The sequence below is a fragment of the Pinisolibacter sp. DMC100 genome (assembly GCF_056313705.1).
The window spans coordinates 389,992-416,664 of sequence record NZ_JBQUZT010000001.1 but is presented as its reverse complement, the minus strand read 5'-3'; the positions used below and the strand labels follow the sequence as shown (position 1 = coordinate 416,664).

At 68.6% G+C, this 26,673-nt stretch carries 24 protein-coding genes; 13 read left to right on the top strand and 11 right to left on the bottom strand.

Annotated features, from left to right (window positions below):
- Window positions 1–20 precede the first annotated feature (20 nt).
- Window positions 21–728: a Tim44/TimA family putative adaptor protein gene (locus tag ACT541_RS02010; RefSeq protein WP_476133874.1), complete on the bottom strand. Its 708-nt coding sequence runs from the start codon at window positions 726–728 to the stop codon at window positions 21–23.
- Between the two features lie 209 nt (window positions 729–937).
- Here ACT541_RS02010 and secB point away from each other — a divergent pair, with 209 nt between their 5' ends.
- Complete coding sequence (gene secB, locus ACT541_RS02005; protein ID WP_476133872.1) at window positions 938–1,405, top strand: protein-export chaperone SecB; 468 nt, start codon at window positions 938–940, stop codon at window positions 1,403–1,405.
- 82 nt (window positions 1,406–1,487) lie between these two features.
- Here the strand turns inward: secB and dnaQ are convergent, their stop codons facing one another.
- From dnaQ to ACT541_RS01980, 5 genes are read right to left on the bottom strand one after another with little or no spacing between them, the layout of a single operon-like run.
- Complete coding sequence (gene dnaQ, locus ACT541_RS02000; protein ID WP_476133871.1) at window positions 1,488–2,219, bottom strand: DNA polymerase III subunit epsilon; 732 nt, start codon at window positions 2,217–2,219, stop codon at window positions 1,488–1,490.
- Between the two features lie 30 nt (window positions 2,220–2,249).
- Window positions 2,250–2,879, bottom strand: coding sequence for a dephospho-CoA kinase (gene coaE / locus ACT541_RS01995; RefSeq protein WP_476133869.1), 630 nt, complete (start codon window positions 2,877–2,879; stop codon window positions 2,250–2,252).
- Window positions 2,876–3,721, bottom strand: coding sequence for a shikimate dehydrogenase (locus ACT541_RS01990; protein ID WP_476133867.1), 846 nt, complete (start codon window positions 3,719–3,721; stop codon window positions 2,876–2,878). Before ACT541_RS01990 ends, coaE begins: the two co-directional genes overlap by 4 nt.
- Window positions 3,718–4,317: a Maf family protein gene (locus ACT541_RS01985; protein ID WP_476133865.1), complete on the bottom strand. Its 600-nt coding sequence runs from the start codon at window positions 4,315–4,317 to the stop codon at window positions 3,718–3,720. The genes ACT541_RS01990 and ACT541_RS01985 overlap by 4 nt, the downstream gene beginning before the upstream one ends.
- Before the next feature lie 12 nt (window positions 4,318–4,329).
- Window positions 4,330–5,157 carry a pyruvate, water dikinase regulatory protein gene (locus ACT541_RS01980; protein WP_476133864.1) on the bottom strand — a complete coding sequence of 276 codons (828 nt, stop codon included), beginning with the start codon at window positions 5,155–5,157 and terminating at the stop codon, window positions 4,330–4,332.
- Between the two features lie 419 nt (window positions 5,158–5,576).
- Here ACT541_RS01980 and hemE point away from each other — a divergent pair, with 419 nt between their 5' ends.
- The 3 genes from hemE (at window position 5,577) to rho (ending at window position 8,698) form a co-directional block, all read left to right on the top strand.
- Window positions 5,577–6,608, top strand: a complete 1,032-nt coding sequence (hemE, locus tag ACT541_RS01975) for a uroporphyrinogen decarboxylase (RefSeq protein WP_476133863.1) — start codon at window positions 5,577–5,579, stop codon at window positions 6,606–6,608.
- 9 nt (window positions 6,609–6,617) lie between these two features.
- The gene (gene hemJ, locus ACT541_RS01970; protein ID WP_476133861.1) at window positions 6,618–7,148 is read left to right on the top strand and encodes a protoporphyrinogen oxidase HemJ; all 531 of its coding nucleotides are present in this window, start codon (window positions 6,618–6,620) and stop codon (window positions 7,146–7,148) included.
- Between the two features lie 284 nt (window positions 7,149–7,432).
- Complete coding sequence (gene rho, locus ACT541_RS01965; RefSeq protein ID WP_476133860.1) at window positions 7,433–8,698, top strand: transcription termination factor Rho; 1,266 nt, start codon at window positions 7,433–7,435, stop codon at window positions 8,696–8,698.
- A gap of 126 nt (window positions 8,699–8,824) precedes the next feature.
- Here the strand turns inward: rho and ACT541_RS01960 are convergent, their stop codons facing one another.
- Complete coding sequence (locus tag ACT541_RS01960) at window positions 8,825–10,855, bottom strand: thioredoxin domain-containing protein (RefSeq protein ID WP_476133859.1); 2,031 nt, start codon at window positions 10,853–10,855, stop codon at window positions 8,825–8,827.
- Window positions 10,856–10,929: 74 nt separating this feature from the next.
- Here ACT541_RS01960 and mnmE point away from each other — a divergent pair, with 74 nt between their 5' ends.
- The 5 genes from mnmE (at window position 10,930) to ACT541_RS01935 (ending at window position 16,628) form a co-directional block, all read left to right on the top strand.
- Window positions 10,930–12,255, top strand: coding sequence for a tRNA uridine-5-carboxymethylaminomethyl(34) synthesis GTPase MnmE (mnmE, locus tag ACT541_RS01955; protein ID WP_476133857.1), 1,326 nt, complete (start codon window positions 10,930–10,932; stop codon window positions 12,253–12,255).
- Between the two features lie 72 nt (window positions 12,256–12,327).
- Window positions 12,328–14,190 (top strand): tRNA uridine-5-carboxymethylaminomethyl(34) synthesis enzyme MnmG, encoded by a 1,863-nt coding sequence (mnmG, locus tag ACT541_RS01950; RefSeq protein WP_476133856.1) that lies wholly within the window; start codon window positions 12,328–12,330, stop codon window positions 14,188–14,190.
- Between the two features lie 37 nt (window positions 14,191–14,227).
- The gene (rsmG, locus tag ACT541_RS01945; RefSeq protein WP_476133854.1) at window positions 14,228–14,887 is read left to right on the top strand and encodes a 16S rRNA (guanine(527)-N(7))-methyltransferase RsmG; all 660 of its coding nucleotides are present in this window, start codon (window positions 14,228–14,230) and stop codon (window positions 14,885–14,887) included.
- Window positions 14,884–15,711, top strand: coding sequence for a ParA family protein (locus tag ACT541_RS01940; protein ID WP_476133852.1), 828 nt, complete (start codon window positions 14,884–14,886; stop codon window positions 15,709–15,711). Before rsmG ends, ACT541_RS01940 begins: the two co-directional genes overlap by 4 nt.
- Window positions 15,712–15,758: 47 nt before the next feature.
- A complete protein-coding gene (locus ACT541_RS01935; RefSeq protein WP_476133850.1) occupies window positions 15,759–16,628 on the top strand; it encodes a ParB/RepB/Spo0J family partition protein in 870 nt (289 codons plus the stop codon).
- A 75-nt stretch (window positions 16,629–16,703) separates the two neighbouring features.
- Here the strand turns inward: ACT541_RS01935 and holA are convergent, their stop codons facing one another.
- The 3 genes from holA to leuS are packed head-to-tail and all read right to left on the bottom strand — an operon-like array spanning window position 16,704 to window position 20,905.
- A complete protein-coding gene (holA, locus tag ACT541_RS01930; RefSeq protein WP_476133848.1) occupies window positions 16,704–17,738 on the bottom strand; it encodes a DNA polymerase III subunit delta in 1,035 nt (344 codons plus the stop codon).
- A 28-nt stretch (window positions 17,739–17,766) separates the two neighbouring features.
- Window positions 17,767–18,300, bottom strand: a complete 534-nt coding sequence (locus ACT541_RS01925; RefSeq protein ID WP_476133846.1) for a hypothetical protein — start codon at window positions 18,298–18,300, stop codon at window positions 17,767–17,769.
- On the bottom strand, window positions 18,287–20,905 hold the full coding sequence (gene leuS, locus ACT541_RS01920) for a leucine--tRNA ligase (RefSeq protein ID WP_476133845.1): 2,619 nt from the start codon (window positions 20,903–20,905) through the stop codon (window positions 18,287–18,289). The genes ACT541_RS01925 and leuS overlap by 14 nt, the downstream gene beginning before the upstream one ends.
- Window positions 20,906–21,167: 262 nt before the next feature.
- On the opposite strand from leuS, the gene ACT541_RS01915 reads away from it, so the two are divergent.
- On the top strand, window positions 21,168–21,839 hold the full coding sequence (locus tag ACT541_RS01915; protein WP_476133844.1) for a YggS family pyridoxal phosphate-dependent enzyme: 672 nt from the start codon (window positions 21,168–21,170) through the stop codon (window positions 21,837–21,839).
- Window positions 21,840–22,113: 274 nt separating this feature from the next.
- On the opposite strand, the gene ACT541_RS01910 is transcribed toward ACT541_RS01915, so the two are convergent.
- Window positions 22,114–22,662, bottom strand: coding sequence for a L,D-transpeptidase family protein (locus ACT541_RS01910; protein ID WP_476133842.1), 549 nt, complete (start codon window positions 22,660–22,662; stop codon window positions 22,114–22,116).
- Window positions 22,663–22,849: 187 nt separating this feature from the next.
- Between ACT541_RS01910 and ACT541_RS01905 the strand changes: the two genes are divergently transcribed.
- The 3 genes from ACT541_RS01905 to ACT541_RS01895 all read left to right on the top strand — a co-directional run bounded on the left by ACT541_RS01905 (window position 22,850) and on the right by ACT541_RS01895 (window position 26,659).
- Entirely contained in the window at window positions 22,850–23,350 is a 501-nt protein-coding gene (locus ACT541_RS01905; protein ID WP_476133841.1) for a rubrerythrin family protein, read from the top strand.
- 82 nt (window positions 23,351–23,432) lie between these two features.
- Window positions 23,433–24,365, top strand: a complete 933-nt coding sequence (locus ACT541_RS01900; protein ID WP_476133839.1) for a malate dehydrogenase — start codon at window positions 23,433–23,435, stop codon at window positions 24,363–24,365.
- 209 nt (window positions 24,366–24,574) lie between these two features.
- Entirely contained in the window at window positions 24,575–26,659 is a 2,085-nt protein-coding gene (locus ACT541_RS01895; protein WP_476133837.1) for a methyl-accepting chemotaxis protein, read from the top strand.
- Window positions 26,660–26,673 lie beyond the last annotated feature (14 nt).

Genomic DNA, 26,673 nt, shown 5'->3' with positions numbered 1-26,673 from the left:
GAGGCGACGGGTTGGGGCGATCAGGCGGCCGCGCGGGTTTCGACCAGGCGCCAGTTCGGATCGGACGAGCGGATCTCGCGGGCGAAGGTCCAGACGTCGACCAGATCGGCGAGGCGAGCGGCGTCACCGTCGACGACGGTGCCGTCGGCGGCGGTCGTCACCGAGATCACCTTGGCGGCGAAGCGCACCGTCAGACGGGCGACGCCCTCGGCCACCTCGGCCTCGACGATCTCGGTCCGGTCGAGACCGACGAAGGTGAAGTCGACCTTCTCGCCGCGCTTCTCGCGGGCGTCGATGCCGGCGGAGAAGCTGTCCATGACCTCCTTGGAGAGGAGCGTCTTCAGCGCCTTGCGATCACCGGCGGCATAGGCGGTGACGACCATCTCGTAGGCGATCTTGGCACCCTCGACGAAGCGGACCGGATCGAAGGCACGATCGGACGAAGCGATCATGCGCAGCGCAGCCGAGAGCGGCGTGTCGGGGGTGGTGTCGGGCACGGGCTCGGCGGCGGGCGCCGGGGCGAGGGGTTCGACGTCGCGGCGGACGGGATCGTTCGGCCGCGGCATCGGAATGACGTTGTCGTTGCCGGCGGTACCGTCGTCGGTGTCGTCGGGCAGTCGGAACGGCGGACGTTCCGATCCGTTCTTCTGACCCAGCACGCCGTAGAGGCGTACGAAGATCACCACCGCAATGGCGAAGAACACGATGGTATAGACATCCAGGCGCATTTCGATCCGATCCTCGGCGACTCGCCGGCGGGAGGCGCGGCGACGGTTCTTTCGACACGTTTCTCCTTATCTAGCAACTCCCAGCCCCATGTTCGAGGGGTAGGGGCGCGGAAGTCGCAGCGTCGCGACTTGTTCGCGCGTTCGCCCCATGCTAGCCAATCGCCACCCTTTCGGCCCGGACCGGCGTCCGGCCATTCCGGAGACTAGCGATGAGCGAAGAAAACGGCGCCGAGGCGCAGGCCCAGGCCCCCTCCCTGAACGTGCTCGTGCAGTACGTCAAGGATCTCTCCTTCGAGAACCCCAACGCCCCGAACTCGCTGGCGCCGCAGCCGGAGGGTCCGCAGATCGAGATCAACGTCAACGTCGGCGCCCAGCCGCTGTCGGCGACCGAGTTCGAGGTCGAGCTGAGGATCGAAGCCAAGGGCAAGTCCGGCGAGGCCGTGCTCTTCGCCGTCGAGCTGCTCTACGCCGGCCTCTTCCGCATCCAGAACGTGCCGGAAGAGCACCTCCATCCCTTCGTGCTGATCGAGTGCCCGCGTCTGCTCTTCCCCTTCGCGCGCCAGATCCTCGCCGAAGCGACCCGCAACGGCGGCTTCCCGCCCCTGCTGCTCGACCCGATCGACTTCGTCGCGCTCTATCAGCAGAACGCGGCCCGCGCCGCCGCCAACGTCAACTGACGTTCGCGCCGCGACCGAAGTGCACGAAGGCCCCGGAGCGATCCGGGGCCTTCTTCGTTTCGGAACCCGTGTCGGACAGATCTCACGCCTCGCCGACGACCGGAAAGTCGAGGTCGGCATATTCCGACCAGAGCGCCTTCTCACCCATCTTGGCGACGAAGGCGCGGTGGGCGGCATCGGCCTCGGGCTCGAGCCGCGAGGCGAGCGGCACCGGGCGAACGCGCGGGCCGTTGCGGGTGGCGATGCCGCCGTCGGCGCGGCGGTTGCGGCCGGGCTCGTCGGTGACGAGGCCGAGGGCCGCCTGGCGACCGCCGAGCAGTTCGACGTAAACCTCGGCCAGCAGCTCGCTGTCGAGCAGTGCGCCGTGCTTCTCGCGGCGGGAGTTGTCGATGCCGTAGCGCGAGCACAGCGCGTCGAGCGAGTTGGGGCCGGCGGGGTGGCGCCGCTTGGCGAGCGCCAGCGTGTCGACCATGCGATCGGGCCCGAGCGGCGGGAGCCCGAGGCGGGCGAACTCGGCGTTGATGAACTTGAAGTCGAATTCGGCGTTGTGGGCGACGAGGCGGGCGTCGCCGACGAAGGCGAGAAACCCTTCCGCGATCTCGGCGAACTTCGGCTTGTCGGCGAGGAACTCGTCGGAGAGGCCGTGGACCTCGAAGGCCGAGCGCGGCATCGACCGTTCCGGGTTGATGTAGACGTGGAAGGTCTGGCCCGAGACGATGTGGTTGACCAGCTCGACGCAGCCGATCTCGACGACGCGGTCGCCGGTGCGGGGGTCGAAGCCCGTGGTTTCGGTATCGAAGACGATCTCGCGCAAGGTGGCTCTCCCGGATCGGGCGCCATGGAATCAGCTCGCCGCCGCGGCTTCAAGCCTCGAGGTCGCGATGCTGCCCGTCATCCCCCGGCAAGCGCGTAGGATGCCCTCGACCTGGGCCCGCGCCGGGTCGATGCCGCGGGCGGTGTCGACGAGGAAATGCGAGCGCCGGCGCTTCTCGATGTCGGGAAGCTGGCGGGCGCGGATCTGGTCGAACTTCTCCGGCGTCATGCCGGGCCGGGCGAGGACGCGGGCGCGCTGGACCTCGGCCGGCGCGGTGACCGTCACGACGGCGTCGACGCGGCTCTCGCCGCCGGTCTCGAAGAGGAGCGGGATGTCGAGGACGACGACGGCGCGGCCCTTCGCGCTTTCGGCGGCGAGGAACCGCAGTTCGGCGGCGCGCACCAGCGGGTGAACGATCGCCTCGAGCCGCTTCACCGCCGCGTCGTCGCCGAGCACGCGGGCGCCGAGAGCGGCGCGGTCGACGCGGCCGTCGACGGTGGTGCCTGGGAAGGCCGCCTCGATCGGCGCCACGGCCTCGTTCGTGTAGAGCGCATGGACGGTCGCATCGGCGTCGTGCACGGGAACGCCGGCGGCGCGGAAGAGATCCGCGGTCGTCGACTTGCCCATGCCGATCGAGCCGGTGAGACCGAGGACGATCATTCGACCACTCCGAGATCGGCGAGGATCAGACGGCGCAGTTCCGGCGTCACCTCGGGGCGGCGGCCGAACCAGCGTTCGAAGCCGGGCACCGCCTGGTGCAGCAGCATGCCGAGCCCGTCGACGATCGGCAGACCGCGCGCCTTCGCCGCGGCGAGGAGCGGCGTCACCAGCGGCACGTAGACGATGTCGGTGACGAGGGTGCCGTCGGCGAGCGACGAAAGGTCGATCGTCATGCCGTCCTTGCCGGTCATGCCGAGCGAGGTGGTGTTGACGAGGATGCGGGCACCCGCGAGCAGCTTCGGCACCTCGTCCCAGCCGTGCGCCGTGGTGTCGCCGCCGATGCGGGCGGCGAGCGCTTCGGCGCGGGCGAGGGTGCGGTTGACCAAGCGGACGCGGAAGCCGCGGTTCTTCAGGCCCCAGGCGACGGCCGAAGCGGCACCGCCGGCGCCGAGCACGACCGCGTCGCCGGGGCGAGTATCCCAGCCGGGGGCACGATCGTCGAGATTGGCGATGAAGCCGGGGGCGTCGGTGTTGGCGCCACAGATCCGTCCACCGTCGATCCACAGGGTGTTCACTGCACCGGTCGCTTCCGCCACCGCATCCCTTTCGGAAGCGATCCGATAGGCGATCTCCTTGTGCGGAACCGTGACATTGCCGCCGACGAAGCCGGAGGCGGGCAGGTTCCGCAGGAAGTTCTCCACGTTCTCCGGGGACACGGGGATCTTCTCGTAGGAGCCCTCGAGACCCAGCGTCGCGAGCCAGTGGCCGTGGATCATCGGCGAGCGCGACTGGGCGATCGGCCAGCCGATGACGAAGGCCTTGGGAGCGGGAGCGTCGGTCATGCAGCGAGGTGTCCCGTGCGGCGCAGCTCGGCGAGGAGCGGCAGGAGCGGCAGGCCGAGGATGGTGAAATAGTCGCCGTCGATCGCCTCGAACAGCGTGATGCCCGGACCTTCCAGCTGGTAGCAGCCGACGGAGGAGAGCACGGCGTCGCCGACGGTGGCGCAGTAGGCGTCGAGGAAGGCGTCGGAGAAGGCGCGCATGGTCATGCGAGCGACCGAGACGTGACGCCAGACGACCGTCGACCCACGGGCGAGCACCAGCGCCGAATGGAGTTCGTGGGTTCGCCCACGGAGACGCTCGAGCTGGCGGCGGCCTTCGTCGCGGTTCTCCGGCTTGACGAAGCGTTCGCCGTCGAGACCGAGGGTCTGGTCGCAACCGAGGACCAGATCGGCAGGGCGGCGGGCGGCGACGTCGAGCGCCTTGGCCTCGGCGAGATGCAGGGCGATGGCGCCCGGATCGCTGCCTGCGGCGAGCAGCGGCGCCTCCACCGCGCGTTCGTCGACATCGGAGGGTTCGGCGGCAAAGGCGAGGCCGGCGCCTTCGAGAAGGGCGATGCGCGAGCGACTGCGCGAGGCGAGGACGAGGGTCTCGGTCATGGGATCCCGGGTTCAGCCGCGGCGATGGTCGCGCAGCAGATTGATGATGGCGGCGGCGGTCTCTTCGATCGAGCGGCGGGTGACGTCGATCACCGGCCAGTCGCGATCGGCGCAGAGGCGCCGCATCAGGCCGAGCTCGGCGGCGATCGACGGCCGGTCGACATAGGTCGTGTCGAAGGACTTCGAACCCATCGCCAGCACGCGGTTCTCGCGGATCTGGGCGATGCGGTCGGGGCTGGCGATGAGGCCCACCACCAGCGGCCGAGAGATGGTGAAGAGCGACGGCGGCGGCGGGATCTCCGGCACGATCGGGATGTTGGCGGTCTTGATGCCGCGGTTCGCCAGATAGATCGAGGTCGGCGTCTTCGAGGTGCGCGACACGCCGAGGATGACGACGTCGGCCTCGTCGAGGTCGTGCGGCAACTGGCCGTCGTCGTGCGCCATGGTGAAGTTCATCGCCTCGATGCGCTTGAAATAGTCGGCATCGAGCGAGTGCTGGGCGCCGGCGCGCGCGCTCTCGGTCACGTTCAGGAACGAGCGGAAGATGTCGAGCACCGGGCTCAGCACCGAGACGCAGGGTAGGCCCTGGTCACGGCAGAAACGCTCGAGCCGCGAGGAGAGCTCCGGGTTCACCAGCGTGTAGAGCACGATGCCGGGGAACTGCTCGATCTCGACCAGCGCCTTGTCGAGGTGGCGGTCGACTCGGATCAGGGGATGGATGTGCTCGATCGGCTCGATCGCCTCGTACTGGGCGGCGGCGGCGCGCGCGACGGTGATCAGCGTCTCACCCGTCGAATCCGAAATCAGGTGCAGGTGAAAGAACTTGGAGGATGTGTTCACGCAACTGTCCCCAGGCGGCGGGCAACGGTGGAGAAATCGGCGTCGGCGACCCGGCGAGGGTCACTCTCTCCCCTTCGTGCAATTCGATCAACAGGGACGAACGGCGAGAGCCGAACGGGGGTGTCGGATCGACGCGGTGGACGAGACATCGGTCTGGCGGGAATCGTCGACTCCTCGTCCACAGGCGCGATCTTCGAACGGTCTCGTCAACCTTTTGTAAAGACAGATTAACGAGAGGTTAACGAGGCGGTCGGTCGGAATCGCCCTTTCGAGACGGTGGCGCGTCGTCCGAACGGTTGGTTTCACGTGAGTCATTGTGGATCGGGCGAGATCCCGGTAATCCACCGTCAAAGAGTCACAACAATCTTCATTCGAAGAATGATTTGAAGAGTGACGGTGTGGATGGAGAGGACCCCGACATGGGCGATCGGAAGGTGATGGCGGTGCTCTCCGGCGAGAGCGTGTTTCCCCCGCCGATCTGGGTCATGCGGCAGGCGGGTCGCTATCTGCCGGAGTATCGGGCGACGCGGGCGGAAGCCGGTGGCTTCCTCGATCTCTGCTACACTCCGAAGCTCGCGACCGAGGTGACGCTCCAGCCGATCCGGCGATACGGCTTCGATGCGGCGATCCTGTTCTCCGACATCCTGGTCATTCCCGATGCGCTCGGCCGCAAGGTGGCTTTCCAGGAAGGCGAGGGGCCGGTCCTCGAACCCCTCGACTTCTCCCGTGTGGGCGATCTCGATCCGTCGACGATCCACGATCGTCTGGGACCGGTCTACGAAGCGGTCGAGATGATCCGGGCGGCCCTGCCGTCGGAGACTACCTTCCTCGGCTTCTGCGGGGCTCCCTGGACCGTGGCGACCTATATGGTCGCCGGCCGGGGTACGGCGGATCAGGGTCCGGCACGCAAGGCGGCACTGCGTGATCCCGTCGCCTTCGGCACGCTGATCGACGTCCTCGTCGAGGCCTCGATCGCCTATCTCGCCCGGCAGATCTCCTGCGGCGCCGACGCCGTGCAGATCTTCGACACCTGGGCCGGCATCCTCGACGAGTACGAATTCGCTCGCTGGGTGATCGCGCCGACCGCGCGGATCGTCGCCGGCGTGCGGGCGATCCACCCGGGCGCCAAGATCATCGGCTTCCCGAAGGGTTCCCAGGCACTGCTCGCGCGCTATGTCGTCGAGACGGGCGTCGATGCGGTCGGCATCGACTGGACCATGCCGCATGCCTTCGCCCGTGAGCACATCCAGTCGAAGGTCGCGGTGCAGGGCAATCTCGATCCGATGCGGGTCGTGGTCGGCGGCAAGGCGCTCGACGAGGGCGTCGACCGGGTCCTCGAGGGGCTCGGGAACGGGCGCCTGATCTTCAATCTCGGCCACGGCATCACGCCGGATGCCGATCCGGCCAACATGACGCGGCTCGTCGATCGGGTCCGTGCGGCCAAGCGGTGAGGTGACGGCATGGCGGCGACGCGCGAGGAAGTGGCGGTCAGGGCGAAGCGGGCGATCGTCTTTCTGGCGATCACCGGCGGAGCGCTCGGTCTCTCGGTCTGGGGCATCGGTCCCAAGGGCTACGAGTGGATCAAGTCGCTGCACGTGATCGCCGTCATCTCGTGGATGGCCGGCATGCTCTATCTGCCGCGGCTCTTCGTCTATCACTGCGGCGTCGCGGTCGGCTCCGAGGCGTCGGAGACGTTCAAGGTGATGGAGCGCAAGCTGATGCGCTACATCATCAATCCGGCGATGATCGTCGCCTGGGTGGCGGGTCTGTGGATCGCCATCGTGATGTTCGGCTTCAAGGGCGGCTGGCTCCACGCCAAGCTCGCCCTGGTGCTCGGACTTTCCGCTGCGCACGGCTATTTCGCCAAGGCGGTCGCCGACTTCGCCCGCGACGAGGGCCGGCGCGACCATCGCTTCTGGCGCTTCATGAACGAGGTGCCGACGCTGATCATGATCGCCGTCGTCATCCTGGTGATCGTCAAGCCGTTCTGACGTCCGGTCGGCGTGGGTGTCCCGCGCCCGATCTGCCGGTTCGAGACGGGGGCTTGTGCGAAGCGGCCGGAATCGCTATTTTCCCGCCACCTTCCTCAGAGACGGTTCTTCACGGCGTACGCGCCGGAAGTTCGGAGGCCCGGCAGCGCCGCTCCCCGTTTCGCTCCCCCCTCTCGCATGCCGCGGACGTCTCGTCCTTCATCGCTGCGGCATCGGACATCAAGCAAGACGTCGCCCGGCATCGTGCCGGCACCGATCGTCCATCCGTCAGAGATCCCCCCTCCATGCAGCAGCTCAAGCTCCAGGACCTCAAGTCCAAGTCGCCGACCGAACTCCTCGCCTTCGCCGAGGAACTCGAGGTCGAGAACGCCTCCACCATGCGCAAGCAGGAGCTGATGTTCGCGATCCTCAAGCAGCTGGCGGCGCGCGAGGTCGAGATCATCGGCGAAGGCGTCGTCGAGGTGCTGCAGGACGGCTTCGGCTTCCTGCGTTCGCCCGACGCCAACTATCTGCCCGGTCCCGACGACATCTACGTGTCGCCCTCGCAGATCCGCCGCTTCTCGCTCAGGACCGGCGACACGGTCGAGGGCCACATCCGCTCCCCGAAGGAAGGCGAGCGCTACTTCGCGCTGCTGAAGGTCAACACGATCAACTTCGAGGATCCGGAGCGCGCCCGTCACAAGGTCAACTTCGACAACCTGACGCCGCTCTATCCCGACAGCCGATTCAAGATGGAGCCGGAGGAGCCGACGTCGAAGGACATGTCGGCCCGCGTCATCGACATCGTCTCGCCGCTCGGCAAGGGCCAGCGCGCGCTGATCGTCGCCCCGCCGCGTACCGGTAAGACGGTCCTGCTGCAGAACATCGCCCGGTCGATCACCTCGAACCATCCGGAATGCTTCCTGATCGTCCTGCTGATCGACGAGCGCCCGGAAGAAGTGACCGACATGCAGCGCACGGTGAAGGGCGAGGTCGTCTCCTCGACCTTCGACGAGCCGGCGTCTCGTCACGTCCAGGTCGCCGAGATGGTGATCGAGAAGGCGAAGCGCCTGGTCGAACACGGCCGCGACGTCGTCATCCTGCTCGATTCGATCACCCGCCTCGGCCGTGCCTACAACACCGTCGTGCCGTCGTCGGGCAAGGTGCTGACCGGCGGTGTCGACGCCAACGCCCTGCAGCGTCCGAAGCGCTTCTTCGGCGCGGCGCGCAACATCGAGAACGGCGGTTCGCTGACCATCATCGCCACGGCGCTGATCGAGACCGGCAGCCGCATGGACGAAGTGATCTTCGAAGAGTTCAAGGGCACCGGCAACTCCGAGATCATTCTCGACCGCAAGGTCGCCGACAAGCGCGTCTTCCCGTCGATCGACATCACCCGCTCCGGCACCCGCAAGGAAGAGCTGTTGGTCCCGGCCGACATGCTCAAGAAGACCTATGTGCTGCGCCGCATCCTCACGCCGATGGGTACGGTCGATGCGATCGAGTTCCTGCTCGACAAGCTGCGTCAGACCAAGCGCAACGCCGACTTCTTCGACTCGATGAACACCTGATCGAATCGGCAGCGCATCGAACGACGAAGGCCTCGGAGCGATCCGGGGCCTTCTGCGTTTCGCGTCGTGTTTCACGTGAATCCGTGTGACACGCTCGAATCGGTGTCGATCCGACACGTGGGTCGTTCAGACGTAGCGCCCGGTTTCGAGCAGCGTCCTGAGTGGTCCCGGTTCGGTCAGCGGCAGACCGCACGAGCCTTCGCGACAGACCCAGGCCGTGGCCAAGCCGTCGATCGACGGCTTGCCGTGTGCCGGGTGGGAGGCCGGAAGGTCGGCGGTCGATTCGGTTTCGAACAGGATGACCCGCGGGTCGGTCGATTCGAAGACGACACGACGCAGCGGCGTCGCATCCGTCTCCTTCGGCACGACCAGCACCACCTCGACCGCGCCGATGGCGAAGTCGAGCGCCGTCGACAGCGAGGCCGTCGACCAGATGTCGGCGAGCATGGTGGTCGAGAGTTTCGTCAGGACCGCCTCGACCCGCTCGTGCCACCGCGCCTCGCCGGTCGGCGTCGCCAGACGGATGCAGTTGTCGAGCGCGACCGACATCGGATTGGGCGTCGCATCGTCCTTGGTCGGGGCGGGGCGCACGACCAGGGCTTCGGCATCGTCGGCGGTGAGGAACCAGCCGCCGGCCGGATCGGCATGGTGCCGGTCGAGCGCCTCCATCCAGCGCACCGCGTCGGCGAGCCAGGGGTCGCGGCCGAGCGTCTCGGCGAGGATGATCGCGGCGCGGGCCATGTGGGCGAGGTCGGAGGCGAGGCCGGGGAAGACGTCGCGGCCGTCGCGGTGGGCATGGGCGAGGCGATCGCCGCGGCTCATGGAATCGGCGACGAAACGATAGGCGCCGACGGCGAGCTCGATCCAGTCCGATCGGTCGAGCCGACGGCCGACCTCGACCAGCGCATGGATCGTCGCGCCGTTCCAGTCGGCGAGGACCTTGTCGTCGAGCGCCGGGCGGACGCGGGTCTCACGGCGGGCGAAGAGTTTCGCGCGCGCCGCAGCCAGGCGCGCCTCGCGGTCGCGGTCCCAGCGGCCGGTGTCCTCGAGGCGGGAGAGGACGACCTTGCCCTCCCAGTTGCCCTGCGGGGAGACGTCGTAGGCGGCGGCGAACTCGGTGGCGTCGGGGCCGAGGATCTCGCGGATCTCGGCATCGCTCCAGACGTAGAACTTGCCTTCCTCGTGCTCGCTGTCGGCGTCGAGTGCCGAGGCGAAAGCGCCGCCGGGCAGACGCATCTCGCGCGCCAGCCAGCCGACCGTCTCTTCGATTCGGGCGCGGAACGACGGATGGCCGGTCGAGGTCCAGGCGCGGCCGAGCAGCGGCAGGAGCTGGGCGTTGTCGTAGAGCATCTTCTCGAAATGCGGGACGAGCCAACGTTCGTCGGTCGAGTAGCGGGCGAAGCCGCCGCCGAGGTGGTCATAGATGCCGCCGCGGCTCATACGCTCGAGCGTCAGCGTGACCGCATCGGCCGCTTGCCGTCCGGCGCGCCGCCGCGAGGCCGACCAGAAGAAGTCGAGGATCGGCGTCTGCGGGAACTTCGGCGCCGAGCCGACGCCGCCGTTGACCGGATCGACCATGCCGAGCAGCCGATCGGCGACGGCATCGAGGAAGTCGACACCGAGCGACGGTGTCGGGCCGCTCGCCGCGCGCGCCGCCAGACGGCGATGGACCGCGCCGGCGTTCTTGTCGCATTTGTCGGGTTCCTCGCGCCACAGACGTGCCATTTCCTCGAGCACCGGAATGATGCCGGGATGGCCCCATTTCGCCTCGCGCGGAAAATAGGTGCCGCCCCAATAGGGCCGGCCGGCGGGATCGAGGAACATGGTCAGCGGCCAGCCGCCACGCTCGTTGAAGGCGTGGAGCGCCGTCATGTAGATGTGGTCGATGTCGGGACGTTCCTCGCGATCGACCTTGATGTTCACGAAATGCCGGTTCATCACCGCCGCGACATCGGGGTCCTCGAAGGACTCGTGCGCCATCACGTGGCACCAATGGCAGGCGGCATAGCCGATCGACAGCAGAATCGGCTTGTTCTTCTCCGCTGCTTCGGCCAAGGCTTCCGGGCCCCAGGGGCGCCAATGGACCGGGTTGTCGGCATGGGCGATGAGATAGGGGCTGGCGGTGTCGGCGAGCAGGTTGCGATCGGGCAGGGGCAAGGTCGTCTCCGCGCGGATGGGCCGTGATGAAACTGGCGCGCCGTGGCGCGTCGGCAAGGAGTTTCGAGCGAGGAATGAGCACGATCTATGCCATGGCGAGCGGTGGCTGGCCGAGCGGTGTCGCGGTCATGCGGGTCAGTGGACCGGCCTGTCGCGCCGTGCTCGAGGCGACGATCGGCCGCGTGCCCGGGCCGCGGATGGCGACGCTCGCGTCGATTCGGGACCGATCCGGTTCGCCGATCGATCGCGGTCTGGTGCTGTGGTTCCCGGCGCCCGGCTCCTTCACCGGTGAGGACGTGATCGAATTCCAGGTCCACGGCTCGCGCGCCGTGGTGCGCGCGCTCGCCGATCTCCTCGGCTCGTTCGAGGACGTGCGCCCGGCCGAGGCCGGCGAGTTCACGCGGCGTGCCTTCCTCTCCGGCCGGCTCGATCTGACCGAGGTCGAAGGTCTCGCCGATCTCCTTGCCGCCGAGACCGAGGCTCAGCGTCGGCAGGCGCTGGCGCAGAGCGAGGGGGCGCTGCGGCGGCTCTACGACGGTTGGCGTTCCGACCTGATCGATGCCCGAGCGGCGATCGAGGCCGATCTCGATTTCGCCGACGAGGACGACATTCCGGATTCGATCGCCGATCGCGCCTTCACCATCGCTGCGGCGACGATGGAATCGGTTTCGAAACATCTCGGTGACGCCCGACGCGGCGAGCGGCTGCGCGACGGCTTGCAGGTGGTGATCGTCGGCCCGCCCAATGCCGGCAAGTCGAGCCTGCTCAATCATCTCGCCCGGCGCGACGTCGCCATCGTCTCGGAAGAGGCCGGGACGACGCGCGACGTGCTCGAGGTGCATCTCGATCTCGCCGGCCGTCCGGTGACACTGGTCGACACGGCCGGTCTGCGCGAGGCCTCGAACCAGGTCGAGCGCGAGGGTATAAGGCGTGCGCTCGAGCGGGCACGGTCGGCGGATCTGATCCTGTCGGTCGGTGCACCCGACGCGGCGCACGAGTTGACCGAAGGTGTCGATGCGCCGACCTGGCTGGTCGATGCCAAGAGCGATCTCGGTATCGGTGTCGTCGCATCCGGGTCGTTCGATCCGACCAATCCGCGTTTCGCGGTGTCGACGGTGACGGGCGCGGGCATCGATGAGCTGGTCGCGGCGCTCGGTGCCTTCGCGACGGAGGCGCTGTCGGGGAGCGGTGGCGAGGCGGTTCCGACGCGGGAGCGGCATCGCGTTCTCCTCGGCGACGTGGTCGATGCACTGGGCCGAGCGATTCAGACTCGAAACGATCTCGTTCTGGCAGCGGAACATCTACGGCGCGCGACCGATGCACTGGGACGGCTCACGGGGCGGGTGGACGTCGAGGATCTGCTGGATCGCGTGTTCTCCAGCTTCTGCATCGGCAAATGATCGGTGTGTTTCACGTGAATCAGTCGATTCGATTCCGTTTCGAATCCGATGAATGACCATGACGGGTACGACATGACGAATGGCACGGTGATCGTGATCGGTGGTGGGCATGCGGGCGTCGAAGCGGCGGCCGCGGCGGCGCGGGCGGGGGCGACGACCCGGCTCATCACCCATCGCTTCGAGACGATCGGCGCGATGTCCTGCAATCCGGCGATCGGTGGGCTCGGCAAGGGTCATCTCGTCCGCGAGATCGACGCGCTCGGCGGCGTGATGGGTCGCGCGGCCGATCTCGGTGGCATCCAGTTCCGGCTGCTCAATCGCCGCAAGGGACCGGCGGTGCGCGGTCCGCGGGCACAGATGGATCGGCGTCTCTATGCCCGCGCCGTCCAGGACGCGGTGACGGCGACGGAGCGGCTCGAGGTGATCGAGGGGGAGGCGGCCTCGCTGGTCTTCGAGGGGCCTCGCGTCGCCGGTGTTCGGCTCGCCGACGGTCGGGTGCTCGCGGCCGATGCGGTCGTCGTCGCGTCCGGCACCTTCCTCAATGGGCTGATGCATGTCGGTCACGACAAGACCTCCGGCGGTCGGGTCGGTGACCCGGCGGTCGTCGGCTTCTCCGATGCGCTGGCGGCGGCCGGCCTGACGCTCGGTCGGCTCAAGACCGGCACGCCGGCGCGGCTCGACGGGCGGACCATCGCCTGGGATCGGGTCGAGATGCAGGAGGGCGACGACGTCCCCTCGACCTTCTCGATGCTCACCGACCGGATCGAGACGCCGCAGATCCGCTGCGGTATCACCCGGACGACCGACGCGACCCATGCGGTGATCCGCGCCAATCTCGATCGCTCGGCGATGTATGGCGGTCAGATCGACAGCCGCGGCCCGCGCTACTGTCCGTCGATCGAGGACAAGATCGTCCGCTTCGGCGATCGCGAGGGCCATCAGATCTTCCTCGAGCCGGAGGGGCTCGACGATGCGACGGTCTATCCCAACGGGCTCTCGACCTCGTTGCCGGCCGATGCGCAGCTGGCGCTGCTCCGGACCATTCCGGGGCTCGAGGCGGTGGAGATCTTCCGACCGGGCTATGCCATCGAATACGACTATGTCGACCCGCGCGGGCTCGAACCGACGTTGGAGGCGAAGGGTATGCGCGGCCTGTTCCTCGCCGGCCAGATCAACGGCACCACCGGTTACGAGGAAGCGGCGGCGCAGGGGCTGGTCGCCGGTCTCAACGCGGCGCGACGCGCGGGGGGCCAAGACGGTGTCACCTTCTCGCGGGCCGACAGCTACATCGGCGTGATGATCGACGATCTCGTCACCCGCGGCATCACCGAGCCCTATCGCATGTTCACCTCGCGCGCCGAGTTCCGCCTGAGCCTGCGCGCCGACAATGCCGATCGGCGCCTGACCCCGCTCGGGATCGAACTGGGGCTGGTCGACATCGAGCGGCGGCGGCGGTACGAGGCCAAGGCTGCGGCGATCGCCGATGTCGAGGCGCGGCTCGAGGGGCTGTCGCTGACGCCGAACGAGGCGGAGAAGGTCGGGCTCGCGGTCAATCAGGATGGACGCCGGCGCTCGGCCTTCGAGATTCTGGCGCATCCGGAGGTCGACTTCGCGCGGCTGGCGACGATCTGGCCGGATCTCGCCGACGTCGCCGAGGCGGTTGCCGAGCAGGTCGAGATCGACGCGAAGTATGCCGTCTATCTCGATCGCCAGGCCGACGACATGGCGCGGCTGAAGCGCGACGAGGCGGTGGCGCTGCCGGTGGAACTCGACTACGCGACCATGGCCGGGCTCTCCAACGAGATCCGCCAGAAGCTGCAGTCGGCGCGGCCGGGAACGCTCGGTCAGGCGGCGCGGATCGACGGTGTGACACCGGCGGCATTGACGCTCGTTCTGGCGCATGTACGCAAGTTGCAGGCAGCGAAGTCGGCCTGAACGATTCGAAACGGGACATGGATTCGGAACCGATACGATGACCGGCGACCCCTTTGTGCTCCTTCGGGACATCATGCCCGTTTCACGTGAAACAGAGGAACGACTCGCCATCTATGTCGAGTTGGTCCGCAAATGGCAGAAGAGCCAGAACCTCGTCGCGCCCTCGACGCTGCCCGACATCTGGCGGCGACACGTCGCCGATTCCGTCCAGACGCTCGCGGCGGTGCCGGACGCCAAGCGCTGGATCGACTTCGGATCCGGCGCGGGCTTTCCGGGTCTGGTGACGGCGATCCTGCTCGCAGACGTGGAGGGCGCGCGCGTCCATCTCGTCGAGAGCAACAAGGGCAAGGCGGCGTTCCTGCGGACGGTGGCGCGGGAGACCGGCGCGCCCGCCACGGTCCATGCCGAGCGGATCGAAGATTTCCAGCAAAAATTCGCCGAATCGGTCTCCGCGGTCTCGGCACGGGCCTTGGCGCCGCTCGAAACGCTGGTCGGTTGGGCGGCGCCACATGTGGCGCGCGGGGCCGTCGCCGTTTTCCACAAGGGACAAGATTTTGCGGCTGAAGTGCGCGAAGCCACTCTATCTTGGAATCTGGACGTGGTAGAACAGATCAGTCGGATCGATCCCGCGGGGCGGTTGATCCTCATCCGACGGATCGTTCCGAAAGACCCGGGTTCCAGGAGCATCGATCGATGACCGACCTGACGAAGTCGCCGCGCGTTCTCGCCCTCGCCAACCAGAAGGGCGGCGTCGGCAAGACCACGACCGCGATCAATCTCGGCACGGCCCTGGCGGCGATCGGCGAGGAGGTTCTGATCCTCGACCTCGATCCCCAGGGCAATGCCTCGACCGGCCTCGGCATCGCCCGGCGCGAGCGCAAGCGCTCGACCTACGACGTTCTGGTCGGCGACTGCGGCCTCGACGACGTGTTGATCGAGACCGCCGTGCCGCGGCTGTGGGTCGCGCCGTCGACCCTCGACCTGCTCGGCGTCGAGCTGGAGATCGCCTCGCATGCCGACCGCGCCTTCCGGCTGCGTCGCGCGCTCGCCGACTACATCGCCTCTGCCGGCGCCGACCGGCCGCACTTCTCCTACGTGCTGGTCGACTGCCCGCCGTCGCTGAACCTGCTGACGGTCAACGCCATGTGCGCGTCGCATTCGGTGCTGGTGCCGCTGCAGTGCGAGTTCTTCGCGCTCGAGGGTCTGTCCCAGCTCCTGTCGACGGTCGAGCAGGTCAAGACCACGCTCAACCCGCAGTTGTCGATCCACGGTATCGTGCTGACCATGTACGACGCCCGCAACAATCTCTCGGGCCAGGTGGTCGCCGACGTGCGCGAGCACATGGGCGACACGGTCTACGAGACGGTCATTCCGCGCAACGTGCGCATTTCCGAGGCGCCGTCCTACGGCAAGCCGGCGCTGCTCTACGATCTGAAGTCGGCGGGCAGCCAGGCCTATCTGCGGCTCGCCTCCGAGATCATCCAGCGCGAGCGCCGCTTCAAGGCCGACGCGGCGGCGTGAGGCCGGCCGAGACGAGTTCCGAACCGATCGACGACGGGGAGACGACGATGGAAGAGCGCAAGCGTCTGGGGCGCGGTCTGGCGGCCCTTCTCGGCGACATGGCCGAACCGGAGACGATGAGCGAGCAGGCGCGCGCCGGCTCCAAGCGCGTGCCGATCGATCTGGTCCATCCCAATCCGCGCAATCCGCGCCGTCACTTCGGCGAGGAGGAGCTCGCCGATCTGGCGCAGTCGATCAAGGAGAAGGGCGTCGTCCAGCCGATCCTGGTGCGGTCGGCGCCGGGCCGGGCGAACCACTTCGAGATCATCGCCGGCGAGCGTCGCTGGCGGGCGTCGCAGAAGGCGGGGCAGCACGACATTCCGGTCATCGTGCAGGAGGTCTCCGACAAGGAGGCGCTCGAGCTTGCGATCATCGAGAACGTCCAGCGCTCCGATCTCAACGCGATCGAAGAGGCCGTCGGTTACGAGCAGCTGATCGCCGAATTCGCCTATACGCAGCAGGATCTCGGCCAGGTCATCGGCAAGAGCCGCAGCCATGTCGCCAACACGCTGCGCCTGCTCAAGCTGCCCGATCCGGTCAAGGAGCATCTGCGCGAGGGTCGGCTGACCGCCGGTCACGCCCGCGCGCTGATCACCGCGGCCGATCCGGTGGGGCTCGCCGAGAAGATCGTCGAGGAAGGCCTGACGGTGCGCGACGCCGAGCAGCTGGCGCAGGCGCCGGCAACGGGCGAGGCGAAGCCGGCCAAGCCGAAGAAGGCGAAGGATGCCGACACGCTGGCGCTCGAGGCTTCGCTGACCGAGCTCCTCGGCCTCGCCGTGGCGATCGACCACAAGGCCGACGGCTCGGGACGGGTCGAGATCAGGTATCGCAGCCTCGAGCAGCTCGACGACATCGTGCGTCGCCTGAAGGACGGCTGAGGCCGGGCATCACGACGGGTAGAGAGGCGGCTTCGGCCGCCTTTTTCATTGCCGGAGCGGGCGTCGTGCGGAGGGTCAGCGCCGATCGGCGGCGCGAGCGGCCCGCGCCAGCGTGAGCGCGACGTCGGAGACGACCGCTTCGGCGAGCGTCGGCATGGTGCGGCTGCGCAGCAGGCCCTCGTCGAGCAGGCGGGCGGCGCGTTCGAGGCGCTCGCGGTTCCACAGGCCGAGCTGACGGACGAAGGCGTCGCGGCGGCGGAAGAAGATCGGCGGCTGGACGCCGGCGACGACGGTCGCGGCGCTGCGGCCCTGGCCGACCTCGGCGCGCAGGCGCTCGAGCAGCTGGAAATGCCGCATCAGGGCGGAAGCGGCGACCGAGACGTGGGTACCGGAGCTCGCCAGCCGCGCCAGCAGGCGATCGGCGCCGACCGGGTCGCCGCCGGCGACGGCGTCGATGAACTCGTCCATGGCGAGCGCGGAGGCATCGCCGACGATCGCCTCGACATCGGCGACCGTCACCTTCTTCTGGCCGAGGGCATAGAGGCAGAGCTTGCGGATCTCGCCGCGCGAAGCGAGGCGGTCGCCGCCGAGATGGGCCTCCAGCACCTCGCGGGCGTCGCGATCGATCGAGAGGCCGGCCTCCTGCAGTTCGCGATCGACGAGGCGGGCGATGTCCTGGGCGCCGTCGGCGTAGCAGGCGATGGCGAGCGCCGAGGCACTGTCCTCGATCTTCTTGCGCAGCGGCGCCGTCTTCTTCAGGTCGCCGGCCTCGAGCACGACGAGGCTGCCCTTGGCGGGCTCGTCGAGCAGCGGTTGGACGGCCGGCAGGATCGCCCGGGCGCCGCAGTCGCGCACCCAGACGACACGGCGCGAACCGAAGAGCGAGATGGTGCGGGCCTCGTCGACGAGGCGGGCGGGGTCGGAGACGAGCTCCGCGCCGTCGAGACGAACGAGGGAGAAGGGGTCGTCGCCCGGGCTCGCCGCGCGGACGATCGCCGTGGCGCGTTCGGTGACGAGCCCGTCGTCGGGCCCGTGGACGAGGACGACGCCCCAGCGCTCGCCGGGAGCCTTCAGGAAGGCGTCGACCTCGTGGGCCTTGAGGACCGTCATCGCGCCCGCTCCACGGCGTTCACGCCCATCAGGGCGCCGGGTGTTCGGCGAACCAGACGGCGATCTTGGTACGGATGTCGAGGGCGATCGCCTGGGCGGCGCGGTTCTCGGCATCGCGCTTGGCGCGGACGTCGGCGAAACGCTGCTGCGAATAGTCGTAGGCGGCGTTGGCGAAGGACGTGCCGGTGACCAAGGTACGGCCGGTCCCGACCTCGGTCAGCACCCAGTTGGCCGAGACCTGATCGATGTGGCCGGTCGCGAGATTGGCGTAGCGGTCGACGCCGACGGCGGTGTCGACGTCGGTCGTCGCGATCTCGAGGCGCCAACGCGGCTTCACCGGCTCGCCGGCACCGCCGGAGAAGCCGAAGACGAGGTCGTTGCGGATCTGCTGGCCGATCCGGCCCTTGGTCGAGACGTCGACATCCTTCAGCGCCGTCGTGGCGCCGCCCGAGGAGCCGTAGAGCGGGCGGATGCCCGTCGTCGTGCAGCCCGCGAGGGCGAGGCCGGCGACGAGGAGGCCCGCGACGGCGAGCGGGCGAAGGCCACGGTCAGGCGACGACATTGACGATTCTCCCGGGTACCACGATGACCTTCTTCGGCGGATTGCCGCCGAGCGCGGCGGCGACCGCCTCGAGGGCGAGGGTCGCTGCGCGCACGGCAGCTTCGTCCGCATCGCGGGCGATCGTCAACTCCGCGCGCTTCTTGCCGTTGACCTGCACCGGCAGGGTGACGGTGTCGTCGACGACGAGGGCACGGTCGACGCTCGGCCAGGCGGCGTCGGCGACGAGGCCGGTGCGGCCGAGCGCGGTCCAGCATTCTTCGGCCAGATGCGGCATCATCGGGGCGATCATCCGCACCAGTGCGTCGACCGCCTCCTCGACCGCCGCGGCGAGGCTCGCGTCGGCCTTGACCGCATCGGGACCGGCGAGAACGCGGCCGATGGCGTTGGCGAACTCGTAGAGACGGGCGACGGCGCGGTTGAAGCCGAGCTTCTCGATGTCGTCCTCGACCGCCGCGACGGTCTTGTGGGTGGCCTTGGCGAGAGCCAGGGCGGCCGCGGAACGGTCACCGGCCACCGCACCGCCGATCAGCTCGACGGCGTCGCCCACGAGCCTCCAGACGCGCTGGACGAAGCGGTGGGCGCCCTCGACGCCGGCCTCGGTCCAGATCACGTCGCGATCCGGCGGGCTGTCGGAGAGGACGAACCAGCGCGCCGTGTCGGCGCCCCAGGTGGCGATGATGTCGGAGGGGTCGACGGTGTTCTTCTTCGACTTCGACATCTTCTCGATCGAGCCGATGGCGACCGCGCCCGAACCGTCCTTCATGCGGGCGGTACGGCCGGCGTCGGTCTCGTCGATGACGATGTCGGCCGGCGAGACCCAGTGGCCGTCGGGACCCTTGTAGGTCTCGTGGACGACCATGCCTTGCGTGAACAGGCCGGCGAAGGGCTCGTCGAGGCCGACGTGGCCGGTCGCCTTCATGGCGCGGGTGAAGAAGCGCGAATAGAGCAGGTGCAGGATCGCGTGCTCGATGCCGCCGATGTACTGGTCGACCGGCAGCCAACGGTCGGCGACCGCGCGGGTGGTCGGGCCCTCGGTGTTCCACGGGTCGGTGAAGCGGGCGAAGTACCAGGACGAATCGACGAACGTGTCCATCGTGTCCGTCTCGCGGCGCGCCGGCTTGCCGCACTTCGGGCAGGCGACGTGCTTCCAGGTCGGATGATGGTCGAGCGGATTGCCCGGCTTGTCGAAGCTGGCATCATCGGGCAGCAGCACCGGCAGCTGGTCCTTCGGCACCGGCACGGTGCCGCAGTCGTCGCAGTGGACGACCGGGATCGGGCAGCCCCAGTAGCGTTGACGCGAGATCAGCCAATCACGCAAGCGGAAGTTGACCTTGCGCTCGCCCTGCGGCGCGCCGTCGACGATCGTGCCCTCGAGGCGCTTCGACACCGTGTCGAAGGCGGTGTCGACGTCGAGACCGTCGAGGAAGTCGGAGTTGAAGATCGAACCGTCGTCGACGAAGGCCACGTCGGCGACCGTGAAGGTCGCCGCATCGGCGCCCTTCGGCAGCACCACGGGCGTGACTTCGAGCCCGTATTTGCGGGCGAAGTCGAGGTCGCGCTGGTCATGGGCGGGGCAGCCGAAGATGGCGCCGGTGCCGTAGTCCATGAGGATGAAGTTGGCGACCCACAGCGGCACCGTCTTGCCGGGGACGAAGGGATGCTTCACCCGCAGACCGGTGTCGAAACCCTCCTTCTCGGCGGTCTCGAGCACGGCCACCGAAGTGCCCATGCGGCGGCACTTCTCCTGGAAGGCGGCGAGTTCGGCGTTGGTCTCGCCGAGGCTCCTGGCCAGCGGATGATCCGGCGACAGGGCGACGAAGGAGGCGCCGAACAGCGTGTCGGGGCGGGTGGTGAAGACCTTGACGGTCTTCTCGCCCTGCGGACCCGGGGTGGCGAGCTCGAAGCGGACCTCGAGGCCCTCCGACTTGCCGATCCAGTTGCGCTGCATCAGGCGCACCTTGTCCGGCCAGCGGTCGAGACCGTCGAGCGCCTTCAGCAGGTCATCGGAGAAGGCGGTGATGCGGAAGTTCCACTGCACCAGCTCCTTCTGCTCGACCAGGGCACCGGAGCGCCAGCCGCGGCCGTCGATCACCTGCTCGTTGGCGAGCACGGTCATGTCGACCGGGTCCCAGTTGACCTTGGAGGTGCGGCGATAGGCGAGGCCGGCGTCGAACATGTCGACGAACATCGCCTGCTGGTGGCGGTAGTAGCCGGGATGGCAGGTGGCGATCTCGCGATCCCAGTCGAGCGACAGGCCCATGGCCTTCAGCTGGCCGCGCATGTAGGCGATGTTCTCGTAGGTCCACTTGGCGGGATGGACCTTCTTCTCGATGGCGGCGTTCTCGGCCGGCAGACCGAAGGCGTCCCAGCCCATCGGATGGAGCACCGCGAAACCCTTGGCGCGCTTGTAGCGGGCCACCACGTCGCCCATCGTGTAGTTGCGCACGTGGCCCATGTGGATGCGTCCCGACGGGTAGGGGAACATCTCGAGGACGTAGTACTTCGGCCGGGTGTCGTCGTTCCTGGTGGCGAAGACGGACGCGTCGGCCCAGGTCTTCTGCCATTTCGGTTCGGTCGTGCGGGGATTGTAGCGTTCAACGGCCATGGGAAGGTTCGAAGTCCGTATCCGGGGATGGGGCGCGGGGCCTCGGCGCGCGGGCGCGAAGCGGCGCGAAATGCTCGGCCCGACCTTCAACAGAAAGCACCCCCTCGGTCAATGGTTCGAAGCCGCGCGGGGGCGGATTTCGGCGCGCGGAGGATGTCCCGCGACACCGATCGGGAGGCTGCCGTCGCCGTCGCGACGGATGACGCCGGCCGATCGGGCGTGATATGCGGGCGACGACGTCCCCGATCACCCGGAGAGCCCCATGACCGCCGCCGACCGTCTCGCCGACATCCGCCGCCGCATCGTCCGCGCCGAGAGGACCGCCGGTCGTCCGGACGGGGCGGTGACGCTGGTCGCCGTGTCCAAGACCTTCGGCGTCGAGGACATCCGCCCGGTGATCGCGGCCGGCCAGCGGATCTTCGGCGAGAACCGGGTGCAGGAGGCGGCCGCCAAGTGGCCGATCCTGCGCGGCGAGACCGACGGGATCGAGCTGCACCTGATCGGGCCGCTGCAGTCCAACAAGGCGGCCGAGGCGGTGGCGCTGTTCGACGTGATCCACACCGTCGACCGCGACAAGATCGCCGCGGCGATCGCTGCGGAGGCGGCGAAGCAGGGGCGCAAGCCGCGACCCTTCGTCCAGGTCAACACCGGCGCCGAGCCGCAGAAGGCCGGCATCGATCCGCGCGAGACGGTCGCCTTCGTCGAACGCTGCCGCAGCGTGCACGGTCTGGCGATCGAGGGGCTGATGTGCATCCCGCCGGTCGAGGACGCGCCGGGTCCGCATTTCGCGCTGCTGGCGAAGCTCGCGCGCGACTGCGGCGTGAGCGGTCTGTCGATGGGCATGTCGTCCGACTTCGAGATCGCCGTCGGTCTCGGCGCCAGCCACGTGCGGGTCGGCAGCGCGCTCTTCGGCGGTCGGTCGTACCCGGTCTGAGGCGAAGACACGCGGAACGAGTCGGCGGAATCGCTGCGACTCCGAGATGATTTCGAATCCGAAACGATCGACCTCGAGCGAGACTCGTGGGCGGGCATTCTCGAAGTACGACGAGGGGTTGGGGCGGAGGCGCCGGCGCGGCCGTCCTGGGCCTTCCCTGCGAATCCTGGAGGGGGTCGCGTTCCGACTCGATTCGTGAGCGATCCAATTGCATCCGAAACGAGTCGGCGGAACGGGATGCACCGATGGCGAGTCCCGGTGCGTCGTCGCCCGATCAGCCGACGACCATGACGGTGCGGCGACCGAGCCGCGGCAGCAGGCGACGCATGTCGGCGGGGGCGAGGGCGACACAGCCGGCGGTCGGCTCATAGCCCGGTCGCGCGCAATGGAAGAAGATGGCGCTGCCGCGACCGATCGACCGCTGCCGGACATTGGCGTCGAGCACGATGACGATGTCGTAGAGCCCGTCGTCGCGCCGCATCACTTCGTGCGATCCGGCGAAGGGCAGGTGGACCTGCCGATTGTAGCGGCCGTCGCCGATGTCGTCGCACCAGCCGTCTTCCGGCCGGATCGGCACGAGCGGGAAAGGGGCCGCGACCGGCAGGCCGCGATCGTTCCGTCGATAGCCGTGGAGCAGGGCGAAGCGGCCGACCGGCGTGGCGCCGTCGCCTTCCCGTTTCATCCGCGTGGTACCGGACCGACCGAGCGCACAGGGCAGCGTCAGGCCGGCGCCGGTCAGGATGCCGCGGGTCGGCCGGCCGGGCAGCGGGCGGACGCGGAGGACGATCGGTGGGCGGGGGGGGAAGACGGTGCGGCGGAGCATGGCGGGCGTGCGAATCCGGTGGAGCCGCGATCCTCGCACCCCGACCGGTCGGCGTCGAGCGCAGGGCTCGTCTGCCTACGGGTTTCGGCCGATGCCGACGGCGTCGAGCGAATCCTAGAATGCTTCGATCTTCACCGGAACCTGCGGCAGGACCGTCGTGGTCGGCCGCCACGAGAGGACGACCTCCATGTCGACGACGGACGATCTCGCATATGCCTTCGCGGGCGAATCGCAGGCCAATCGCAAGTATCTCGCTTGGGCCGAGAAGGCCGACGAGGAGGGCATGCCCGGCGTCGCCAAGCTCTTCCGCGCCGTGGCGGCGGCCGAGACGATCCACGCGATCGCCCATCTCAAGGCGATGGGCGGCGTCGAGGCGACGGCGGCCAATCTCGAGAAGGCGATCGCCGGCGAGCACGAGGAGTTCACCGAGATGTATCCGCCGATGGTGGAGCGCGCCGAGGCGGAAGGAAACCGCAAGGCCGCCCGCTCGATGCGCTTCGCGCTCGAGGTCGAGAAGGTCCATCACGAGCTCTTCCAGGCGGCGCTCGCGGCGGTGAAGGCCGGGGGCGATCTCGGCGAGATCGAGCTGCACGTCTGCCCGATCTGCGGCCACACGGTGATCGGCGCGGCGCCGGACGCCTGCCCGGTCTGCGGCGCGCGCGGCGAGTTCTACGACGCGGTCGACTGAGACGAGACCCGCTCCGCCCTGCCCGGGGCTCGATCCTCGGTCGGGCGGAGCGGCCGATGCCGGACGGGGCAGGAGGCGATCCATGAAGATCACCGTGGTGGGAATGGGCGCGGTCGGCACCGAGGTGGTCGGCCATCTGCTGAACGCCGGCGTGGCGACGGAGATCGTCGCGATCGACAAGGCGCTGGACAAGGCGCGGGCGGAGATCTGGGACTTCTCCCACATCACCTCCTTCATCTACGCGCAGAACCCACGGCTGGTGGTCGGCGACTTCGACGACGCCAAGGGCAGCGACATCGTGGTGATGACCGCCGGGGCCAACATCAAGCCCGGTCAGACCCGCGACATGCTGGTGAAGATCAACACCGCGATCATGCGCGAGATCATCGCCGAGGTGGAGCGGACGTCGCCGAACGCCATCGTGCTGATGGTGACCAACCCGGTCGACATCCTGACCCAGGTGGCGCTGCGCCATTCGTCGTTTCCGAAGGAGCGGGTGATCAGCCTCGGCACGATCATCGACACGGCGCGGTTCATGCGCATCGTCTCCGACCACGTCGGCATCGACCCGAAGAACATCTTCGGCTGGGTGATCGGCGATCATTCCGAGACGAGCTTCATCCCCTGGAGCCTGTGCAACGTCTGCGGTCTCGACATCGAGACCTATTGCTCGCTCAACGGCGTGGCGCCGATCGACCGCGACGGCGTGCGCAAGCGGGTGATCCAGATCGGCCTCGACATCCTGGCGGGCAAGGGCAACACCAACCACGGCATCGCGGCGAGCGTCTATCGCATCATCCGGGCGATCGCCGGCGACGAACACTCGGTGCTGCCGGTCGGCACGCTGCTCGAGGGCGAATACGGCGTGCGCGACGCGGTGATGAGCGTGCCTTGCGTGATCGGCCGGTCGGGCCGCGAACGCGTCGTCGCCTGCCGCTTCACGGCCGAAGAACAGGTCGCTTTCGACACCTCGCATGCCCACGTCCTGTCGTTGCTCGCCAGCGCCGAGACGTGACGGCCTTCGTCGAGGAACCTCTGTCGGAAGTACTGTATTACGTAACGTAACTATTGGCGGCCTGTAACTTTTTACAAGGGTCTCGTCGACGATCCGCCATGTGTTTCCTCGGAAACGTCTGTGAATTCATCGAACGTTAGTCATTCTCGCATTGGCTTTCCGGAGGATACGCGCGACGGCGCGTCGTCTCGATGCCGGAGGCTCCGCCGATGCGGATGAAGACACTCTTCCTGCTGATCATCGCGATGATCGGCGTGGTGACCACATTGACCAGCGGTTGGATCGCCCGCGACGCGTGGCTCCGACGGTCGGACGCGGTGGTCGCCCGGGCCCTCGTCGACGTGATGGCGGCAACCGCGCTGCTCAACGAGCGCATTGCGCTGGAGCGCGGCCCCTACAACGTTCTGCTGAACAGCGACGCGATGCCGTCGGCGAAGGGGCTGGAAGAGGCGAAGAGCAAGCGGGCGGGCAACGACGCGGCGCTCGCCGCGCTCGTCGCCGCCGTCGAGGCGTTGCCGCGCGATCTGGCGGAGAGCTACCGGACCTATGCGAACGAGGCGACGGCCAATCTCGCCAAGGCGCGCGGGATCGCCGATGCGGCGCTGACCCGGCCGAAGGCGGAGCGCGGCGAGGATGCCTTCCGCACCTTCCCCGAACTGCTGGTCACGATGACCGAGGCCGGGACGCGGGTGCTGGCCAAGCTCGAAACCGACATCATGCGCCGCGACCCGGACATCGGCCGCACCGTGCCGGTCGTCGCGGTGGCGATGGAGTTGCGCGACATTTCCGGCACGCGGTCGTCCTGGCTGACGAGCTTCGTCACCACCGGCAAGGCCTTCGGTCCCGATCTCGCCGCGCGGACCTTCGAATACGACGGGCGCATCGATCAGGTGTGGATCCGCGTCGTCCGCAGCGTCGACCAGGCCGGTCGCGAAGGCGGCCTCGGCGCGGCGCTCGACAAGGTGCGCATCGAGTTCGTCGAGAAGGCCGGCAAGGTCTACGCCGACATGGCGCGACGGGCCCGCGAGGGTCGCGAGCCGGGGCAGGACGTCGCGGCGTGGCGTCCGTGGACGACGACGGCGCTGAGCACCATCGTCGAGCTGCGCGACGCGGCGCTCGCCCGCATCGTCGCCGACGCCGATGCCGACATCGCCCGGGCGACGCACGACGTGATCTTCGCCGCGATCGCCTGGTTCGTGGCGACGGCGCTCGCCGTCGCCGCCGGGCTGCTCGCCGTCCGCCGGGTGATCCGGCCGCTCGGCCAGCTGTCGGTGTCGATCCGCTCGATCGCGGCCGGCGATCGCGAGGTCGCCCTGCCGGAGGTGCGGCGGGCGGACGAGATCGGCGAGATCGTCGGTGCCGTCGCGGTGCTGCGCGACGCGAGCCTCGAAGCCGACCGGCTGCGCGCCGAGCAGGCGGGCGAGCGCGAACGGGCGGCTCGCGAGCGTCAGGCGGCGACGGAGGAAGTCGCGGCGCGACTGCAACAGACCATCGGCACGGTGATCGGCGCCGTTTCGGGTGCCGCCCGTCTGCTCGAGGGCGAGGCGCAGGGGATGAGCGAGACGGCCGCCACGTCGGTCGTCCATACCCGCGAGGCGGCGGCGCTGTCGGCCGACGTCGCCGGCAACGTGGCGACCGTCGCCGCGGCGGCGGAGGAGCTCTCGGCCTCGATCGACGAGATCGGCGCCCGCGTCGCCGACAGCTCCGCCATCGCCCGCTCGGCCGTCGAGGAGGTCGATTGCGCCTCCGGCAAGATGCAGGGCCTCGAGGAGGCGAGCCGGCGCATCGCCGAGATCCTCGGCCTGATCGCCGACATCGCCGGGCAGACCAATCTCCTGGCGCTCAACGCCACCATCGAGGCGGCGCGTGCCGGCGAGGCGGGCAAGGGCTTCGCGGTGGTGGCGAGCGAGGTGAAGAACCTCGCCGGGCAGACCGCCAAGGCGACGGAGGAGATCTCGCACCAGATCGCCGCCGTTCAGAAGGCCAAGACCGAGGTCGCCGACGCGATCGCCGCGGTGGTCGGGACGATCCGGTCGATCGACGACCTGACGACGGCGATCGCCGCCACCGTCGAGGAACAGTCGGCGACGACCCGCGACATCGCCGCCAACATCACCCGCGCCGCCGATCGCACCGAGACCGTCGTCCACGAGGTGGCCGGCGTCGAGACCGCCGTCGAGGCGACCGGCGCCGCCGCCGGCAAGGTGCTCGACTCGGCGAGCGATCTCACCGCCCAGTCGTCGATCCTGTCGGAGGCGCTCGCCGACCTGATGCGGCAGATCCGGGCGGCGTGACGCCGACGCATCAT

What these genes read in the sequence shown, in the direction of transcription:
- ACT541_RS02010 (WP_476133874.1), bottom strand. Translation starts at nt 728, where the DNA reads ATGCGCCTGGATGTCTATACCATCGTGTTCTTCGCCATTGCGGTGGTG.
- secB (WP_476133872.1), top strand. Translation starts at nt 938, where the DNA reads ATGAGCGAAGAAAACGGCGCCGAGGCGCAGGCCCAGGCCCCCTCCCTG.
- coaE (WP_476133869.1), bottom strand. Translation starts at nt 2,879, where the DNA reads ATGATCGTCCTCGGTCTCACCGGCTCGATCGGCATGGGCAAGTCGACG.
- ACT541_RS01990 (WP_476133867.1), bottom strand. Translation starts at nt 3,721, where the DNA reads ATGACCGACGCTCCCGCTCCCAAGGCCTTCGTCATCGGCTGGCCGATC.
- ACT541_RS01985 (WP_476133865.1), bottom strand. Translation starts at nt 4,317, where the DNA reads ATGACCGAGACCCTCGTCCTCGCCTCGCGCAGTCGCTCGCGCATCGCC.
- hemE (WP_476133863.1), top strand. Translation starts at nt 5,577, where the DNA reads ATGGGCGATCGGAAGGTGATGGCGGTGCTCTCCGGCGAGAGCGTGTTT.
- hemJ (WP_476133861.1), top strand. Translation starts at nt 6,618, where the DNA reads ATGGCGGCGACGCGCGAGGAAGTGGCGGTCAGGGCGAAGCGGGCGATC.
- rho (WP_476133860.1), top strand. Translation starts at nt 7,433, where the DNA reads ATGCAGCAGCTCAAGCTCCAGGACCTCAAGTCCAAGTCGCCGACCGAA.
- mnmE (WP_476133857.1), top strand. Translation starts at nt 10,930, where the DNA reads ATGAGCACGATCTATGCCATGGCGAGCGGTGGCTGGCCGAGCGGTGTC.
- mnmG (WP_476133856.1), top strand. Translation starts at nt 12,328, where the DNA reads ATGACGAATGGCACGGTGATCGTGATCGGTGGTGGGCATGCGGGCGTC.
- rsmG (WP_476133854.1), top strand. Translation starts at nt 14,228, where the DNA reads ATGACCGGCGACCCCTTTGTGCTCCTTCGGGACATCATGCCCGTTTCA.
- ACT541_RS01940 (WP_476133852.1), top strand. Translation starts at nt 14,884, where the DNA reads ATGACCGACCTGACGAAGTCGCCGCGCGTTCTCGCCCTCGCCAACCAG.
- ACT541_RS01935 (WP_476133850.1), top strand. Translation starts at nt 15,759, where the DNA reads ATGGAAGAGCGCAAGCGTCTGGGGCGCGGTCTGGCGGCCCTTCTCGGC.
- holA (WP_476133848.1), bottom strand. Translation starts at nt 17,738, where the DNA reads ATGACGGTCCTCAAGGCCCACGAGGTCGACGCCTTCCTGAAGGCTCCC.
- ACT541_RS01925 (WP_476133846.1), bottom strand. Translation starts at nt 18,300, where the DNA reads ATGTCGTCGCCTGACCGTGGCCTTCGCCCGCTCGCCGTCGCGGGCCTC.
- leuS (WP_476133845.1), bottom strand. Translation starts at nt 20,905, where the DNA reads ATGGCCGTTGAACGCTACAATCCCCGCACGACCGAACCGAAATGGCAG.
- ACT541_RS01915 (WP_476133844.1), top strand. Translation starts at nt 21,168, where the DNA reads ATGACCGCCGCCGACCGTCTCGCCGACATCCGCCGCCGCATCGTCCGC.
- ACT541_RS01910 (WP_476133842.1), bottom strand. Translation starts at nt 22,662, where the DNA reads ATGCTCCGCCGCACCGTCTTCCCCCCCCGCCCACCGATCGTCCTCCGC.
- ACT541_RS01905 (WP_476133841.1), top strand. Translation starts at nt 22,850, where the DNA reads ATGTCGACGACGGACGATCTCGCATATGCCTTCGCGGGCGAATCGCAG.
- ACT541_RS01900 (WP_476133839.1), top strand. Translation starts at nt 23,433, where the DNA reads ATGAAGATCACCGTGGTGGGAATGGGCGCGGTCGGCACCGAGGTGGTC.
- ACT541_RS01895 (WP_476133837.1), top strand. Translation starts at nt 24,575, where the DNA reads ATGCGGATGAAGACACTCTTCCTGCTGATCATCGCGATGATCGGCGTG.